Annotated in this window: 15 protein-coding genes and 1 tRNA gene; 1 reads left to right on the top strand and 15 read right to left on the bottom strand. The window is 72.3% G+C overall.

Translation table 11 applies throughout. The features are described 5' to 3' along the window. Positions 1-35: 35 nt before the first annotated feature. The 13 genes from BI06_RS00790 to BI06_RS49090 form a co-directional block, all read right to left on the bottom strand. Positions 36-109 (bottom strand) — tRNA-Met (locus BI06_RS00790). A gap of 120 nt (positions 110-229) precedes the next feature. Next, entirely contained in the window at positions 230-3,604 is a 3,375-nt protein-coding gene (locus tag BI06_RS00785) for a LysM peptidoglycan-binding domain-containing protein (protein WP_043463704.1), read from the bottom strand. 5 nt (positions 3,605-3,609) lie between these two features. Then, positions 3,610-4,044, bottom strand: coding sequence for a pilus assembly protein TadG-related protein (locus BI06_RS00780; protein WP_149037934.1), 435 nt, complete (start codon positions 4,042-4,044; stop codon positions 3,610-3,612). 2 nt (positions 4,045-4,046) lie between these two features. Continuing rightward, positions 4,047-4,502, bottom strand: coding sequence for a TadE/TadG family type IV pilus assembly protein (locus BI06_RS00775; protein WP_051740058.1), 456 nt, complete (start codon positions 4,500-4,502; stop codon positions 4,047-4,049). Next, entirely contained in the window at positions 4,499-4,888 is a 390-nt protein-coding gene (locus BI06_RS00770) for a TadE family protein (protein ID WP_043464125.1), read from the bottom strand. The genes BI06_RS00775 and BI06_RS00770 overlap by 4 nt, the downstream gene beginning before the upstream one ends. Positions 4,889-4,963: 75 nt before the next feature. Beyond that, positions 4,964-5,170: a hypothetical protein gene (locus BI06_RS00765; RefSeq protein WP_043463701.1), complete on the bottom strand. Its 207-nt coding sequence runs from the start codon at positions 5,168-5,170 to the stop codon at positions 4,964-4,966. Positions 5,171-5,215: 45 nt separating this feature from the next. Further along, positions 5,216-6,112, bottom strand: coding sequence for a type II secretion system F family protein (locus BI06_RS00760; protein ID WP_051740057.1), 897 nt, complete (start codon positions 6,110-6,112; stop codon positions 5,216-5,218). Further along, on the bottom strand, positions 6,109-7,062 hold the full coding sequence (locus BI06_RS00755; RefSeq protein ID WP_233289965.1) for a type II secretion system F family protein: 954 nt from the start codon (positions 7,060-7,062) through the stop codon (positions 6,109-6,111). Before BI06_RS00755 ends, BI06_RS00760 begins: the two co-directional genes overlap by 4 nt. Next, positions 7,026-8,582, bottom strand: a complete 1,557-nt coding sequence (locus BI06_RS00750) for a CpaF family protein (protein WP_051740055.1) — start codon at positions 8,580-8,582, stop codon at positions 7,026-7,028. The genes BI06_RS00755 and BI06_RS00750 overlap by 37 nt, the downstream gene beginning before the upstream one ends. Then, on the bottom strand, positions 8,582-9,412 hold the full coding sequence (locus tag BI06_RS00745; RefSeq protein ID WP_043463698.1) for a hypothetical protein: 831 nt from the start codon (positions 9,410-9,412) through the stop codon (positions 8,582-8,584). Before BI06_RS00745 ends, BI06_RS00750 begins: the two co-directional genes overlap by 1 nt. Further along, positions 9,409-10,095: an SAF domain-containing protein gene (locus BI06_RS00740; RefSeq protein WP_233289964.1), complete on the bottom strand. Its 687-nt coding sequence runs from the start codon at positions 10,093-10,095 to the stop codon at positions 9,409-9,411. The genes BI06_RS00745 and BI06_RS00740 overlap by 4 nt, the downstream gene beginning before the upstream one ends. A 24-nt stretch (positions 10,096-10,119) precedes the next feature. Further along, positions 10,120-11,061, bottom strand: a complete 942-nt coding sequence (locus BI06_RS00735) for a hypothetical protein (protein ID WP_043463691.1) — start codon at positions 11,059-11,061, stop codon at positions 10,120-10,122. After that, positions 11,055-11,639, bottom strand: coding sequence for a hypothetical protein (locus BI06_RS49090; RefSeq protein WP_149030204.1), 585 nt, complete (start codon positions 11,637-11,639; stop codon positions 11,055-11,057). Before BI06_RS49090 ends, BI06_RS00735 begins: the two co-directional genes overlap by 7 nt. A gap of 1,387 nt (positions 11,640-13,026) precedes the next feature. On the opposite strand from BI06_RS49090, the gene BI06_RS00725 reads away from it, so the two are divergent. Next, positions 13,027-13,623 (top strand): hypothetical protein, encoded by a 597-nt coding sequence (locus BI06_RS00725; RefSeq protein ID WP_043463685.1) that lies wholly within the window; start codon positions 13,027-13,029, stop codon positions 13,621-13,623. 415 nt (positions 13,624-14,038) lie between these two features. Here the strand turns inward: BI06_RS00725 and BI06_RS45750 are convergent, their stop codons facing one another. Beyond that, positions 14,039-15,067 (bottom strand): NUDIX hydrolase, encoded by a 1,029-nt coding sequence (locus BI06_RS45750; RefSeq protein ID WP_051740054.1) that lies wholly within the window; start codon positions 15,065-15,067, stop codon positions 14,039-14,041. Positions 15,068-15,111: 44 nt separating this feature from the next. Then, the gene (locus tag BI06_RS00715; protein WP_043463682.1) at positions 15,112-16,002 is read right to left on the bottom strand and encodes an aminoglycoside phosphotransferase family protein; all 891 of its coding nucleotides are present in this window, start codon (positions 16,000-16,002) and stop codon (positions 15,112-15,114) included. Between the last annotated feature and the right edge of the window lie 43 nt (positions 16,003-16,045).

Raw genomic sequence — 16,045 nt, 5'->3', positions numbered from 1 at the left:
TAAGGGCCCGGCATCTGCCGGGCCCTCACATCTTGTAGCGGGGACAGGATTTGAACCTGCGACCTCTGGGTTATGAGCCCAGCGAGCTACCGAGCTGCTCCACCCCGCGTCGGTGCACCCGACTCTACGGCACCGGAGCAGATCGGCCGAATCCATTCCTCCGGTGCCGCCGGACAGGGCGCCGCCCCGGCCGTAGCGGCGGGGCCGTCGCCCCGGGACGGGCGGCGGCTCAGGCGGACTCCCGGCGGCTCTCCATGATCTGGGAAAGGAGCTCCACCGTCTCGTCCTCCGGGTCCGTCTCCAGCTCGTCATTGATCCGCGCCAGCTGGTGTGCGGCACGCCGAAGTCCCTCGCGGTCGCCGAGGGCGTGGCAGACCATGAAGAGATCCCGGTGCAGCTGTTCGCTGTCCGGGACACCCGTCAGCCCCTTGCCGGCGGCCAGGCCCGCCGCGCGGAAGTCACGTGCGGCGATCATCCGTTGGGCGAGCTCGTGGGCGACATCGGTGATCGCCGAGATCATCTCCTGGAGATCGGCGTCCACCCACTGGTAGCGGGAGGGGTTGATGTCGGCGAACGGCCTGCCGCGCACCAGGACGAGCGCCCGGGCGAGGTCGAGGTCGGCCTCAGGCCCGGTGGCGTTCATCCCGCGTGCGTAGAGCCCCTGGAACAGCGCCCAGTCGCTGGTGACCGCCGGGTGGAACTGGTACGCCTGCTTGCTGGCCGCCGGAAGGTACTGCGCGGCAGGGTCGTCGGCAGCCAGCGCGGGATCGCGGCCCACCCACTGGCGCAGCTTCGACACCAGGGGGTTGCGGAACTGCGGGGTGACGCGCCGGCCAGGCCACAGCGCGGCGTCCATCTCCTCGTACCTGCGACCGGGGTGCAGGACCATCCACGCGGCGATCTCCAGCAGGGTCCGACGCCGCTTCGACTCGACCGGGCCCTGGGCACCGGCGAGGTCCACCGAGCCGAGCAACTGCACCTGGGGGTGCTCGGGCGGCTCGGGGTCGGAGTTGAGGACGACGAGCACATCGGAGATCGAGCTCAGCCGGGTCGGCGCGGTGGCCTCCTGCGCGTCCTCGACGGCGCCATCGGCCTCCTCCTCTGCGCCCGCCTGCGCCATCTCGGTGCGGGTGGCGGCCAGCATGGCCGTGAAGTCGGGCACCGACGACGGCGAGAGCGCCGCCGGGGAGGACACCTGCCACGGCTGCGCCTCGTTGTCCGGCTCCTCGAAGGCTCCCGTCTCGGCACCGGCCTGGACGGCGTCCTCCTGCGCTGCCTCAGGATCACCCGGCACGTCCTCGTGGCCGTGCGCGTCGGCCTCGTCCGCGTCCAGCACGGTCTCCAGGAACCCGGGATCGTCCTCACTGCCGCTGGCGCCCAGTGTCCAGGCGGGAGGGGCGACGTCGTCCTCGCGGTCGGCCGTCGCCAGGAGCTGGATGAGCGCGGCGTACCGGTCCGGGGCCAGACGCTGGAGCACGACGTCCAGGCCGATGCCTGGGAGGGTGACGAGGGCACCGGGGGCCGCGTCCAGGCGCCAGGCGCTGGGCACTGACACCGCGTCCGTCGGGGAGACGATCGCCACCGCGGTGCGCGGGCGGGACATCAGGAGATCGGTGATCTGGTCCGAGGTCTCGTGGTTCCCGAGGTCGGCAGTGAGAAGGACGGCGGCGCTCCACGCGTCGGCGCCGGCGCCGTCCAGGCGCACCTCGCCCAGGCCCGCCGCGCCGGCGTCCTCCAGGGCGGTGCGCTGCAGAGCGTCGTGGGCGCGCAGCTCGGCGACGGCCGCCTCGGTGGTGTCGTAGTGCGCGGCGCGGCCGGGGAACCGCTCGGCCAGCTCGGCGCCGACGCCCGCCAGGACCACCGTCGACTCGCGGGTGAGCTGGGAGGTGCACAGCTCGGCCGCCAGGGCCAGCTGCACGTCCCGCACGTCGTCCTCGGCGCCGGTGAGGCTGAGCAGCCCGACGCACTCCAGGTTCACCAGCACGGTGCTGTCCTCCTCCAGCGTGGAGCCGAGGGAGACCAGCGCGGGGTACGGGGAGGCGGCGACCGCCGCGTCCTCCTGTGTGAGCAGCTGCGCGGAGCGAGCCGGGCAGGTCCAGGCGTCCGGCACGGTGTCGGACGCCTGGAACGGCTTGACGGGCGCGGTGGGTGCGGCCAGGTACAGGTCGATGCCCTGCGGGCTCAGGTGCACGGCCTCGATCTCGGGCAGCGGGCGCCCGACCTCGGCGCAGCGCACCGCCAGGGTGCGCAGTGCCCGGTCGAGGTGCTCGGGGCCGATGACGGCCTGGGAACTGCGCATCTCACGCTCGACGGCGGCCGCCTCGCCCTTGGGCATGGGGATGCGCCGGCGGTGGCGCCGGCGGCGCTGCTGCAGGGTGCGGCGCACGCCGAGCGCGGTCAGCAGCCCGGCGGCGAGGAACGCGGCCCCGGCGCCGACGACGGTGAGCTGTGAGTCGTCGTCCTCGGTGCCGGTGGAGTTCGTGCCGGTGTCCGCCTCGGTGCTCTGGCTCTCCGCGGCGGGGGCGCTCGGCTGCGCAGCCGGCGCCTGGGTGGCCGGGGCGGGGGCCTCGGCGCCCGGCGCGGGCAACGACGGTCCCGGGGCCGGGGCCGCCGGGGTGGCGCTCTCGGGTGCCGGGGCGGGCGTGGCCGGAGCAGGCGTCTGGGGGGTGTCGGGGGCCTGCGGGGCGGGTGCCTCGGCGGTGGCGGGCAGGGTGAGGTCCCAGCCCGGCCGGATGGTGTCCGGGTCGGTCAGGGCAGCGCCGTCGGGCTGCGGGCGGTCCTTGTTCAGCTCGACGATCTCCGGATACCGGTCGGCGTCGCCGAGCTCGTGCTCGGCGATCGAGCTGAGGGTCTCGCCGGCCTTCACGGTGTGGCTGTGGCCGGCCGTGGCCGCGGCGGCCGGTGCCGGCGCGGCGGTTGCCGGGTCCGCGGTGGCGTCGCCGGGCAGGCGCAGGTTCCAGCCGGGCTGCAGCCAGGTGGTGTCCGCGGTCATGACGGTGCCGTCGGGCTGGGTGACACCGATGTTGAGGTCGGCGATCTCCTTCCAGCGGACCCCGTCGCCGAGCTTCGCTTCGGCGATGCCCCACATCGTGTCGCCCTGGTGGACCTCGTGGACGGGACCCGTCCACGAGGCGTTCGAGGCCGCCGCCGTGGCCGCGGGTGCGGCCTGGACGGCACCCGGGGTCGCGGACGCGCTGGCCGGCACCGCGCTGGCGGTGGCCGGGCTGGCCATCGCGGCGCCGGTGGGCACCAGCAGCACGATGCTTGCCACCAGCACGCCGGCCAGACGCTGCGGCGCGCCGAGCACACGGATCCGCGGGGCGGAGCGGCGGCGCACCACCGTGTAGAACAGCTCGACCAGGACGGCGAACGCGAACTGCAGCCAGCCCGCCCACCCCAGCAGCGTCACGGCCCCGAGGAACAGGGTGCCGTTGTCCGGGCTGGTGAGCGCATCGGTGACGTCGCCGAGGCCCGGGACGGAGCCCGGCAGGACACCGACCCGCCACAGGAGCAGCGGGACGGCCACCAGCAGGGTGGCGAGCACGGCGAGGGACAGCAGCGCGCGCAGCGCCGCGCCGATGCGTGAGGTGGTTCTGCGGGGCATCTGGGTCAGCCTCCCTGGACGACGAGTGCGGCCGATCCGTGCCCGCCGATCTGCCACGAGCCGGGGATGAGGACTCCCTGGTAGGTGGCGGTGACGTTCACGACGATGGAGCGGCGGTCCGAGCTGAGCTCGGCAGTGCCGGTGACGCCGGCGGAGGCGAGGTAGCTGCGGGCGGCCCGCAGGGCGGCCTCACGGTCGATCACGATGCCGTTGCCGGCGATCGCCGAGCCGACGTTGATGGCCTGGGCGCCGGAGCGGGCGGCCTCGTTGGCGGTGGCTTCGGCCTTGGAGACCGCGCGCAGCTTCCCTCCGCCGTCGACGATCAGCGCGACGCCGGCCAGGAGAGCGACAGCGACGACAGCCACCAGCAGCGACATCGCGCCGCGCTGCGCATCGGAGCCCGCGGCGCGGCGCAGGTGGCGGGTGACTGTGCGGATCATGGTCAGGGCCTCTGCCGGTAGGGGTCGAGCGGGCTCGTGAACGACGCCCTCAGCTGCTTGGTGCCGGGTGCGCCGGGGAAGGCGATGTCGGCCAGGTTGACCTGGCAGGTCACGGTGACGGTCACGCTGGCCGCGGTTCCCAGCGGGGCCTGGAACCCGGCGGTGGGCACGTCGACGGAACTGGAGACGCAGCGGATTCCCTGACCTGCGAGCATGTCGTTGGCCACCGCCTGGGCCTTGCTGCGGGCGGTGGCTCCGTCGCGTTCCAGAGAGGCGGCCCGGGCCGCCGCGCGGGCCGCGGAGTCGACGGTGTTGCCGGCCCCGGTGACCCGGCCGGCAATGGCGATCAGCCCGATCAGGACGAAGACCGCGGGGATGAGGACGGCGAACTCGAGCGAGAGGGCGCCCCGGTCACGGCCCGGGCGCCGAAGGCGGCGGCTGAGCGGCTTCAGCGTCACGGCTGCGTCACCCGCTCCTTCGGGGCCGAGGCATGCTGGCGGATGGAGAAGTGCAGGCCGGGAATCCAGGTGTCGATCGTCCCGGTGATGGTCACGGTGACGGTCGCCCCGCCGCTCGCGGTCACGGAGGCATCGCGCAGGCTCCCCCCGCCGACCTGGTCGAGGTAGGCCCGGGCCCGGGCGGTCCCGTCGCCGAGCGAGGAGTTCTGCAACCGAGCGGTCTCCACCCCGCGCTGCGCCGCGGTGCTGGCGACGTCCTTGGCGTGGAACCAGAACACCGTCTGGAGACCGGCAAAGATGATCATGAGGGTGAGCGGGAACAGCACTGCGAGCTCCAGGGACAGGGCTCCCCTGTCCCTGGAGCTTCGCGGGATGCGCCCGGCCACGCGCCGGGGAGCGGCGCGGAGCAGGCTATGCAACGACGGCTCCTTGGCGATGGTTCGGATCGGGTGCGAGGTGGCCTACTGGCCGGTGATGACGGCGTTCTTCTCGGTCGCCTTCGACAGGGCGACGCCGGCCAGCACGATGCCCAGGCCCAGCAGGCAGGCGATCAGGACGGCCAGCTCCAGGGAGATGGCGCCCCGGTCCGAGCCGCCCTTCTGGGCGACGGCCCGCAGCTGCGCGAACTTGGCCTGGATGGCGAGAGTGAGAACCTTGATGTCCTGCATGTGTGCTTTCCCCCTTGGGAGTTGATGGGTACTGCCGGGCTGGGGTCAGCTCGACATGATCTTGATGATCATCGGATAGGCGATGAAACTGGACATGATGATCACGAGCAGGGAGACCGGCAAGATCATCTTTTCGGAGGCAGTGTTCGCCTCGGCCTGGGCCTCGGTCAGCAGCGCGCCGCGCAGCGAGGCGGCCTGGGCCTGCAGCGTGGAGTACACCGCCGCGCCCTCCTCGCCGGCGACGGCCATGATGTCGGCCGGTGCGCCGAGCTCTGGGACGCCGAGGTCCTCCGACAGCTGCCGCAGGCCTTCCCACGGCGGGATGCCGGCCAGCTCGGCCGCGTCGAGCGCGCCGCGCAGGCGGTGGAACACCCACCCGTCGCCCACGGACGCCGCCCTGGTCAGCGCCTCGATCGGGCCGGCGTCGGCCGCCCGCTCCAGGCTGACGAGCTCCAGGAACGAGGCGATCGCGGTGCGGAACTCGCTCCTGGCCTCGGCGGCCAGCTGGCGCGCCTGGATGTCGGGCAACATCCAGAACAGCGTCGCCAGGGCGAGCGCGCCGATGGCCGGCACGGCGACGGGCAGGCCTGTGCCGAGCACGATCGTGCCGAGCAGGACGAAGGTGGGCATGAGTAGCCCGACCAGCGCCATGCCGATCTTGAGGCCCACGTGGTGGGAGGGGCTGCGCCCGATGAGGTCGAGCTCGCGGCGCGGCAGCCGGACGGCACCTTCGCCGACCTGGGTCAGCAGCTTGAGGCCGAGCTTGTCGAAGAGCCCGGTCGGCGCGACTGCCGGCGCACCGAGGTGTTCGACCCGTCCGGCGTCCAGGCGGCGCATGACGTCGCCGAGGTCGGCGCGGGCCGGCAGCAGGCCGGCCACGGCCACCACGAGTCCGCCGCCGACGGCGGCTCCGGCGACCAGGGCGGGGGCGCTGGCGATCACGAGTCCTCCCCGGAGCCGGTGCGGTCGACGCCGGTCAGGAACCGGGGCGTCGGCCGGCTGGCGGCCATGCTGCGCATCCACAGCAGGGCACCTACGAAGCAGACGGCGAGCAGCACTAGGACGAGCTGGCCCATCACGCTGCTGTACGGCTCGGTGTAGCTGCCGCTCATCACGGCGAGACCGAAGATGAGCAGGCAGAACGCGGTGACCCAGCGCGCGTTGGTCCGCGGCTTGGCCCGGTCGGCCTCGACCTGGCGGCGCATGCGGACCTGTTCGGCGACCGACCCGGCCAGCGCCTCCAGCGCGGTGCTCAGGCCCGAGCCGCGGTCCTGCGCGTGCAGCTTGAACAGGGCGGCTACCTGGTCAGCGGTCGCGTCGTCGAGGTCGTCGGCGAACGCCTCGTACGCCCGGGCCGCTGGCCAGCCGCTCTTCAGCCGGGAGCTGAGGTGGGTGACCGGCTCCTGGATCGGCTTGGGCACGGTGCGCAGGCTCGCGGTGACGGCCGACTCCAGCGACGCGCCGGCGGTGTGGATCGACGACAGGCGCCGCACCCACTCCTCGAGCGCCTCCAGGCGGACGATCTGGTTTTTGGCGCCCTTGCCCGGCTGCAGCATCCACGGCAGGCCCAGCAGCGCCACGGTGACCAGCACGGCGCCGAGCAGCCACCCGGTGATCGGCCAGACCGCGATCCCCACGACGAGGGACCCGAGGACACGGGTGCGGTCCTGCGCCCACCAGGCGCGGCGGGAATCGGGGTTGTCCAGGCCGAGCAGGGTACGCGCCTTGCGCTCCAGTGGCCCGCGGCGGCGGGACGCTGGAGCGGGGCGGCGCATCAGGCCGGCGATGGCCAGGATCAGGCCGAGCACGGCGACCAGGCCGCAGAACGCGCCGGCGAGGGATTCCAGGGAGAGCTTCACAGCTGCGTCACCGTCCTCATCGGCTCGGCCCACGCGCCCCACTCCTGACGCAGGAGGCTGCGGTCGAATCCGGCCCGGACGAGGTCGTCAAGGCACTGCGGCGGCAGCAGCGGCACCGCTCGCGGCTCACGCCGCCCGCCCGCCTCCCGGGGGCCGAAGATCGCCGAGGTCGCCGGGCGGCCACCCTCGCCGAGACCGTTGATCTCCAGGACATCGGAGACGAAGCGGTGGCGGCGGCCGCCGATCTCGGTCTCGTCGACCAGGCGGACGTAGACGATGAAGTCCACGCCCTCGGTGAGGCGGTACGCCAGGTCCGGGGTCATGCCGGTACCGGCCTCCAGGCACAGGGTGACCAGGCGTTCGATCGCCTTGCGCGCGGTGCGGGCGTGCAGCGTGGCCATGCTGCCGCCCTCGCCCTCGTTCATGGCGTGCAGCATCGGCAGAACCTCTGCCGAGCGGACCTCACCGACGATGACGCGCCGCAGCGACATCCTCAACGCCTGAGGGAACATGTCGAGAAGGGTGATGGCTCCGGCGGGCTTGCCGTCCGGGCCGCGCTCGCCGTTGGACTCCCGTGCCTCGAACGCCACGACCTCGGGGCCGTCGTCGTCCTTGTGGAGCCACAGCTCGTAGTCCGTCTCCAGCGTGCCGACCCGTTCATGCCTGGGGATCTCGCGCGCCAGCGCACGCAGCAGGCTCGTCTTGCCCACACCCTGGCTGCCGACGACCAGGATGTTCTTGCGAGATCTCACGAGCGCGCGCAGGAAGGCGGCGAGAGTGGAGTCGATGGTGCCCCAGCTGATGAGGTCCTCGAGGCTCACGCGCTGGACCCGGTGGCGGCGGATCACCACTTCCGGCTCGGCGCTGATGTACGCGGTCGCGGCCAGGCGCGACCCGTCCGGCATGGCCAGGTTCAGCATCGGGCTGGAGGGGGTCAGCGCCCGCTCCGAGTGACCGGCCTGCCGTGCCAGCTTGTTGACCAGGGCGATGATGCCCTCGTTGCTGTCGGCCACCGGCGCGACGAGCTGGCTCGGGCGGTTGTGGTAGTCGACGCGAACGACCTTGTGCCCGCGCAGGAGGATGTTCTCGATCCCCGGGTCGTCCAGGAGCGCTTGGAGCCGGCCGGCCTCGAAGAGCTCGCTGAAGACGGCCGCCTGCACGGCCTGCTCATCGGCGCGGGTGAGCGGCCGCCGGGTGGCGGCGTAGTCGGTCGCCCACACGCTGACCACGCGGGTGACGATCTCCTGGCCAAGCTGGCGCCGGTCGGCCTCCGACAGCCCGGGGCGGGAGGCGGTCTGCTCGGCAAGGTCGTTCGACACCCGGGTGTGCAGCGCGCTGATCTCCGAGAACGGAACTGGCAGCACACCGGCGGGGCCGGCGGGTGCGGGGACGGCAGCCGGGGACACCGCACCTACGGCCACCGGGCCGGTCACGACCTGGGGAACCACGCGCACCGTGGCGGGCCGCTGCTCGAGTGCGTCGGCGAACGCCCCGGCGAGGGCATGGGCCGGGCTGGCGGGCGCCGTAGCCGGGCCGAGCGTCTTCTCCACCATCACGCCACCTCCGCAGCGCCGGTCAGCGCGCCGGGACGGCGCAGCTGGATCTGCCGCCGGGTGGCGGCCTCGGTGAGCGGCCCGAAGGCGGAACGCGCCTGCCGCATCAGCTTGGTGCGGGCCGGCTTGCCTCGGCGCAGCTCCCTGCCGGTCGTCAGGTTCCGGGCCATGTCCTCGTCCCAGGGCAGTCCCGCCAGGACGGGCACCCCGAGGCGGGCGCCGATCTCGCTGCTGGACAGGCCGCCCTCCTCGATCATCAGGACGCCGAGAGCCTCACCGCCGGTGCCGTGCTCCGTCAGGTCCGCGCGCAGGATCTGCACGACGGGCGCGGCCGACAGGACGGACGGCAGAGTGTTGCGGACCACGAGCAGCACCAGGTCCGACTGGCGCAGCAACGCGGCCGGGTAGGACACGGAGTCGAGGGTGGTCTTGGAGGACACCTGGACGCGGCCAGCGTCGATGATGACGTCGTGGCCGCCCGGGTTCTCCCACACCCGCAGCAGGCGGCCCATGTCGCCCCATGCTCCGGCGAGGCCGGACGCCTGGGACGGGTCGGTCAGGCCCGGCAGGAACATCCGGTGGCCCAGGTCGTCCAGGCGCACCCAGTGCTCCGGAAACTCGTGCTGAATCGTTCCTGCACGCGAGGCGGTGGCCAGCCGGTGGAGCCCGACAGCGGCCGTCGGGCCGCCACCTTGGAGGTAACCGGTGCGGATGGTGCCGCCGGCCGGATCGCACTCGGCCAGCGCGGTCGGCCGCGGCGAGGCGAGCGCCAGGGCCAGGGCCGAGCAGGTGACGCCGCTCGACTTCGCGGACACGAGGGAGATCATCATGACTTGGCCTTGAGGACGATCCCGATGCGCCCGGAGGCGGTCCACGCGGCCACCGAGGGCGAGTCGACCGGGCTGACCGCCACGTCCACCACGATGACGCCGTTGCCGTCGGCATCGCCGACCCGGGCCACGACCGCGTTGATGGTCGCGGGCTGCGCGTCCGCCTTGGTGTCGTCCTGACGGGGAGTGGCGACCAGGATGACCGCGTCACCGATCTGCAGCCGGCCCTGGGGCATCTGCCCCGGCTTGGTGAGGATGCCGACGACGTCCCTGCCCGTCGTCACCGGCTTGCCCTCGCGCACGGACTGAGTGGTGATCAGCGAGCCCGGGACCAGGTCGGTGGCGGCGGTCTTGCCGACGATCTCCTTGCTGCGGCTGACCGCGACCGGGCGCAGCGCCGGATCGGGGGCGACCTCCGCGGCCACCAGGTCGGCGGCCGTGATCGCCTGCCCGGCCGGGACCGGGCGGGCGACGGCGAGGACCTGGACGCGGTCGCGCGCCTGGTCCACCAGACTCCAGCCGCCGAGCGCGCCGACGACGGCAACGGCGACGCCGATCCCGACCAGGGCCGGGCGGCGGCCACGCCGGGGCGCCGACTCGGTGATCGGCACGGAAGCCGGCGCCGACTCGGTCGCCGGATCCGTGCGCTGCTTGGTGGTGCTGCGGGCCATCGGTGTCCTCACGAATGGGTTCTACGGGCAGACAGGTCAGCGGTTGACGGTCTGCAGTTCGGCGATCGCGGCCGTCGTGGACGACGCGCGGGTGGTGGTGATCGTGCCGCCCTGACCGGTGTTGGAGGTCCAGGTCACGATCCAGGTGCTGGTCGCGTCGATCTTGTACGGGCTGGAGCCGGACACCTTGGTGTAGGTGTGGCCGCAGGAGGGCGTGCGCGTCCCGTACGAGGGGTCGTAGGCCTCGCCGGGGGTGCGGCAGACCTCGGTCGTGCCGTCGCCCATCGACCACGCGATCTTGTCGACCTTCGCGGTCGCGGTGACGGTGACCCCGCCGGCGCTGACGCTCGTGCTCTTCGGGCCCCAGGTGGTGTCGGACACCGCGGTCCATAGCCACACCGGCAGGCCGACCAGGCTCACGCCACCCTGCTTCGGCGCGATGCCGATGTCAGCGCCCTGGAGCCGCATGTTCTCCACGGCGGTCTCCGCGAGCTGGCGCGGGTCGACCGCCGGGCCACCGAAGCCAGGGGGAGGTGTGCTCAGGATGCGCATGCCGCCGGGGTTGGTGGTCGGCGCGGTGCTGTAGGGGCAGGTCGCCATGTACGCCTTCGCCTGCGCCGCGATCGGCCCGGTCCAGATCGGGTCGTCGGCCGGCGGCTGCGGGTCCATCAGCGTGTAGTAGCAACTGTCGAAGCTGTTGAACCAGCCCAGGCCGTCGCGGTAGCAGGGCACCTCCCGCTCGCCTGCGTGGCACTTGGCCACGCCTCCGCTGCCGCCTCCGCCGCCGTTGTTTCCGCCGCCCCCGCCGGTTCCGCCGGTTCCGCCGGTGGTGCCGCCACCGCCGGCGTTGACGGTGCAGTCCAGCACGAACGGCGGGCAGTTCGCCCCGCCGTCGGCGAGCGCGGGTGTCGCCAGGAATCCGAGCAGCACGGCGATGACGGCCCCGATGCCGGCCAGGGCCCGTCGCGTGCTCAGCACGTTTGGTCCTTGCTCAGGGTGGACTCCATGACCACCCAGCGGCCGTCGTAGATCCGCAGGGTGCTCGTCTGGACATGACGTCGGTTGGTGTCGGTCAGCTGCGCGGGCTGGCCGGTCCCCTTGTCGTAGGGCAGGAAGCTGCTGGTGTCGACGCAGTCCCGGATGGTGGCCCGGTGAGAGGTACCGGTGAGGTCGAGCGCGGTGATCTCGGGGGAGAGCTTCGGCTCGCCCTTGAGGACCAGGTTGTTGTCCTGGTAGTAGACAGCGGCGCTCTTGATGTCCGCCAGCGCCTTGTCGCCGGCGAACGTCTCCAGCTTCACGTCCTTGAGCGAGCCACTGGTGAACGCCTTGACCTGCTCGGCCCACATGCCCTTGTACGCGGCCAGAACCAGCTGACGCGCCTCGGCATCCGGACTGGCGGACGGGCTCGGCGCCGCACTCGTCGGGGCGGACGCGGGCGCGCTCGGCGCCGCGCTGCCGCCGGACGACTGGCATCCGGCGAGCGCGAGCACGGAGCCGACCAGTGCCGCTGCTGCGGCCGCACGGCGCGAACGTGGATCGGCAATTGCCACTGTCATACCCCCTGGCGAGTGGTGGTCACGGTCCGTCATGAGCGGTTCAGCCAGCCCTCGTAGGGCACAGCGCGTGGCCGGGAGCCCACCCGAGCGGCTCAACCGGTGTGTCGGGAGCCGCGCAGGTTCGGCCACGGCTGATGCGACAGACCCGCCCGTCCATGACTCCCCCTTGCGTGACCCTGCCGTGATTGTCGTGTCCATTTTCGGACAAGCTCCCACGGAACTACTGGCCGAATCTCGCACGATCACCTTGCAGAGTCAACCGAAAACTCTTTGTCACGATGTGTAGCAGTTGTGAGAGGCGGGGTCCAAAATGACCGATTTGACCTACATCAAGGTCCGATAAGTCCCTTTCCATCACTACTCTCCGAACTCATACTGTGCCGACTTGCTTCTGCGGTGTTCGCCGGATCACTTGGCTGACCAGCACCGCATCGCCACCGCCGTCGACGGCGAGGGGGGTACGGGAATAACTGACGGCCTGTCAGTGTTGCCTCGGTGGAGCTGAGATGAGTGGCTCGGTGATTTGGTCGAGCGCGATGCAGCCCCTCATTACAGTTTGAAGACGAACCGATGGCGGAGGAATTTCCGGAGGTCGCGAAGCGCGATGCCCGGATTCCACTCCGACTGGCGCCTGGACGTGAGCGCCTGCCTGACGGGTGGCGGATTGTTCCCGCTGCCGATGACCATGCGTAGCCGGTGTGCCGTCCAGCTCGAGCTGCTGCCACCGTGGCGTGTTCAACGGCAGCGCGCGTCCAGCGCCTAGGTTCCATGCCGGGGAGCGATCCAGCCGGGCGTGCCCGGCGAGCCTCCGTCTATTCCTACCGAAGAGTAATAACGAGTGGACGCGGAAACCGCGCGAGGCAGGAGAACCTCGCGGTCACTGCGGCCCAGTCACGGATTGACGAATGTCTTCAGCTCGCACCGCCTTGAGAGGACATCCGGCAGCTACCTAGGCTCGCGGCCATGGACCGGATGATCGGGCGGGTGCGGTTCGGACGGCAGTTGCGGCGGCAGCGGCTGGCCGGTGCGGGCGCTGGCCCGCCCCGGGATGAGTCCGGGTCATCTGCCACCTCTGGAGAACGGCACCCGCAACCCCACCGAGGCAACGTCCGCCAACGAAGTGGTCCGGACTGACCACCGGGTGGACGAGGCCGCTGTCGCTGGTCACGGCCCCCACTCCTGCCCAGCGGACGCAGGAGGCGCGTTCCAGGGCCGCCGCCCGTCCCGAGCGGCAATCACGGCCACCTCGGCTTCACCCTTTCCGGTACGTCTACGGCCTGCCCACCCTCGGGCACCGAAGCCCACCTCTACGGTGCTAGTCGGGCCCGAACCCCGCTCGGGCAGACGGCATCCGCGGCTCGCACCGCGTTCCTCCAGAAGGCGATTCATGCAGGCAGAGGAGTCCCCGCTCATCCGCACCCGTCCGGGCAAGGACGTGCTGGTCCGCCTGCTCACCTCCAAGGGGTTGCTGCCCCGCCAGGAATCAGGCCGCGATGAAGCCGGCTTGGTGGTGCACCGCCGCTCGGGCTTCGTCCTTGAGAAGACAGAGCATCCGCCTGGCTGGAGGGTCAGCTACGTCCACGACGAGGGCGACGAGCTCAGCGAGGGCCGCTTCCACGACCAGATCCGCCAGTTGGTGCGCGATGCTGGGATGGAGGCCGTGACGATCGACGCGCCGGCTTGCCGCAACGTAGGCGTCCAGGTGAGCGCGGTCCGGCCCTTGGCTGCTGAGGGCCGGCGGCTACTCACTGCCGTCGACCAGGCGCGCGTCACCAAGCAGCGCGGGCGGTGGGTCGACTCCGGCCCGCTAGGGGGTTCGCCGCTCGACACCCGCCCGCTCTCAGGCCTGGTCGCCAACGGACTGGTGGAGGGCGCAGCGGATGGGACTACGGCGGTGCTGACCTCTGCCGGCCACGCGCTGTTGCACCGCCAGGCCGACAATAACAACGGCGTGCCAGCCATCGACTTGTCGGAGTTCCTCTGATCTGAGTGGGGTTCGTTGCGTTGGTGCCCCGGGCTGGGCACCGACGGCTTGGTGGCGGCCGTCACCGGGCGCAGCCCCGTTCCCTAAGCTTGCCGACCAGGGCCCGGGTGACTGCCTCTCCAGTCCCCGGTGGCGGTGGCGCGGGTCGGTGACGACCGTGTGGACGCGGCCCCACAGGCCGCCGGGGTAGGCGGGGCCGTCGTGGCCCCGGTAGACGACGTCGATCGCGCACGCCGCCAGCGCGCCGTCGGCGACGTGGGCGAGCAGGTTCGAGTTGATGCCGAAACGGGCCGGTGGGGTGCGGCCGGGCACTGGAGCGGGGGCCGGCGAGCGGGCCGGACGCTACCGTACCGGCCGAACGGGTTGAGCCGACGCCAAGACAGGTGCTCCTCGGTCGGTAGGACCGGGGCGGGCGCTACTCGGCGTCCCCACGTTCGGGGTCCGCCAGGGTGGTGGTGTCCGTGCGGTCCAGGATCTCGACGGTGCCGTTCTCCAGGGCGCGCAGCGCGGCGGTGACGCGCTCGGCCAGGATGCGCGGCAGCAGGCCAGCGGCTTCGGCGGGGGCCAGCCAGCGGGCCGAGCGCACTTCGCCGGAGTCCAGGACCATCGCGTCCACCTGAGCGGGCGTCAGCGGCTCCAGGTCGTGGACGTGGGCGATCAGGGCACGGCCGTTGCGGGCAAGGCGGCCCGGGACGGTGTCCACCACCAGCAGCCGCCCGACTGGCAGGTCGAGCCCGATCTCCTCCTTCACCTCGCGCGCCCCGGCCTCGACCGGGGACTCGTGGGCCTCGACCATGCCTCCGACCAGCTCCCAGTGCTGCTTGTAGGTGGGCTCTAGGACGAGGACCCGGCCTGCGGTGTCGCGGACCAGCACGGTGGCGGCCGCCAGCGGGGACGGCAACTGCCGGTAGTAGTCCCGCGACGAGGGCGGCACCGGCACCCCGTCGCGCAGCAGGGCGGTGTGCGCGCCGCGCTCGGCGTCCAGCGCCGCCCGCAGCCGCGCCGCCACGTGCGGGGCGAGCAGTTGCAGTGCTTCCTCTTCGGTGACCCACCGGGCCTCCCGAATCTCCCTTGCCTGCAGCGTCACCTCCACCGGGCCCGATGCGTGCGCCGCGTAGACGTAGGACACCAGCGGTCGGTCCAACGGGCCGGACTCCCCGTCCACGGCCAGCAGCCGTCCGACTGTCGTCTGGATGCCGAGACTCTCGTGCAGGTCGCGGGTCAAGGCGTCCGCGGGCAGTTCCTCCTTCACCATGCCGCCGGGCAGGTTCCAGTCGGCCTTGTAGGTGGGGTCGACGATGAGCAGCCGCCCATCAGGGGAGCGCAGAAGGGCGTCAGCGCAGGCCAGTGGTGCAGGGTGATGGGCCAGGGGGTGCCGCAGGGCGGCGCCCGGCTCCTCAGGCTCCTGCCCGACGGGCTCGATGTGCGGTTCGGCGACGGACACGATCGTCTCCTTCGTTTGGGCGGGCGGGGCAACGGCGGTGCGAGTCAGGGACGGGACGGGTGGGCGACGGTGCGGACGAGGGCGAGACGGCCGCGTTCCTGGAGGTCAGTGCGGCCCTTGCGCAGGCCGGTGTAGAGGTAGGAGGCGCCGAGGCGGACGGTCAGCAGCACCAGCAGCCGCTCCTCCACCGGGTCGAGCGGACGACCGTATCCAGCGAAAAACGCCTTGCGCAGGTCGGGGCGCGTCGGCCACAGCGCCCCCAGCAGCCACACGAACTCCTCGACCACCAGGCCGTGGCGGGCCTGTTCGAAGTCGATCAGGCCGTGTCGGCCGGTGTCCGGGTCGATCAGCCAGTTGCGGGTCGCGTAGTCGCCGTGCAGGAAGCGCAGCGGCAGCCGGTCGGCCAGACCTGGGATCTCGGCCGCCGCGGCTGCGACGAGGGCGAGCACCTCGTCCGGCACCTGCCCCGCGAGAGCGGTCCGGCACTTCTCCGCTTCTTGGGCGTAGGCGCCCATCGCCTCGGCGACCGCCGCCCGGTCGGCGGCTGTGGGACCGGAGTGGTCGTGCCAGCTCCGCAGCAGCCGCCCCGCGTCCTGGTGCAGCCGCACCTCCACGCCCCGCTCCAGCGGCAGGTCGCGCACGACACGGCCGGGCAGCGCCGAGGTGAGCAGCGTGCGCAGCCCCGGATCGCCTGCCAGTAGCAGCGGCGCCTGCCCCTTCATCAGGACTCGAGCGGCGTAGGCGTATCCGGCCACCTCCCGGGCGTACGCCGCCTCGTCGGGGCTGATCTTGAGGAACACGGCGGCGCCGTCGGGGCCGTCGAGACGCCACACCCGGGAGGTCTCGCGCGGCCAGGAGCAGTCCGTGGCCTCGACCGGGCCGGGCAGGTGCTCTGCGGCCCAGGCGAGCACCTCGGGCAGGGGCGGGGAACACATGGGATCGGCTCTCCGAACAGGACGGGCGCGGTGCGCACGGGGC

Source organism: Kitasatospora sp. MBT66 (genome assembly GCF_000710405.2).
Lineage (GTDB): Bacteria > Actinomycetota > Actinomycetes > Streptomycetales > Streptomycetaceae > Kitasatospora > Kitasatospora purpeofusca.
Note: the sequence above shows the minus strand (reverse complement) of the source record. Positions and strands in the feature narration are given on the sequence as shown.

Excerpts from the sequence above, each read along its gene's own strand:
- BI06_RS00785 (WP_043463704.1), bottom strand. The coding sequence starts at position 3,604 with ATGCCCCGCAGAACCACCTCACGCATCGGCGCGGCGCTGCGCGCGCTG.
- BI06_RS00780 (WP_149037934.1), bottom strand. The coding sequence starts at position 4,044 with ATGATCCGCACAGTCACCCGCCACCTGCGCCGCGCCGCGGGCTCCGAT.
- BI06_RS00765 (WP_043463701.1), bottom strand. The coding sequence starts at position 5,170 with ATGCAGGACATCAAGGTTCTCACTCTCGCCATCCAGGCCAAGTTCGCG.
- BI06_RS00750 (WP_051740055.1), bottom strand. The coding sequence starts at position 8,582 with ATGGTGGAGAAGACGCTCGGCCCGGCTACGGCGCCCGCCAGCCCGGCC.
- BI06_RS00745 (WP_043463698.1), bottom strand. The coding sequence starts at position 9,412 with ATGATGATCTCCCTCGTGTCCGCGAAGTCGAGCGGCGTCACCTGCTCG.
- BI06_RS49090 (WP_149030204.1), bottom strand. The coding sequence starts at position 11,639 with ATGACAGTGGCAATTGCCGATCCACGTTCGCGCCGTGCGGCCGCAGCA.
- BI06_RS00725 (WP_043463685.1), top strand. The coding sequence starts at position 13,027 with ATGCAGGCAGAGGAGTCCCCGCTCATCCGCACCCGTCCGGGCAAGGAC.
- BI06_RS00715 (WP_043463682.1), bottom strand. The coding sequence starts at position 16,002 with ATGTGTTCCCCGCCCCTGCCCGAGGTGCTCGCCTGGGCCGCAGAGCAC.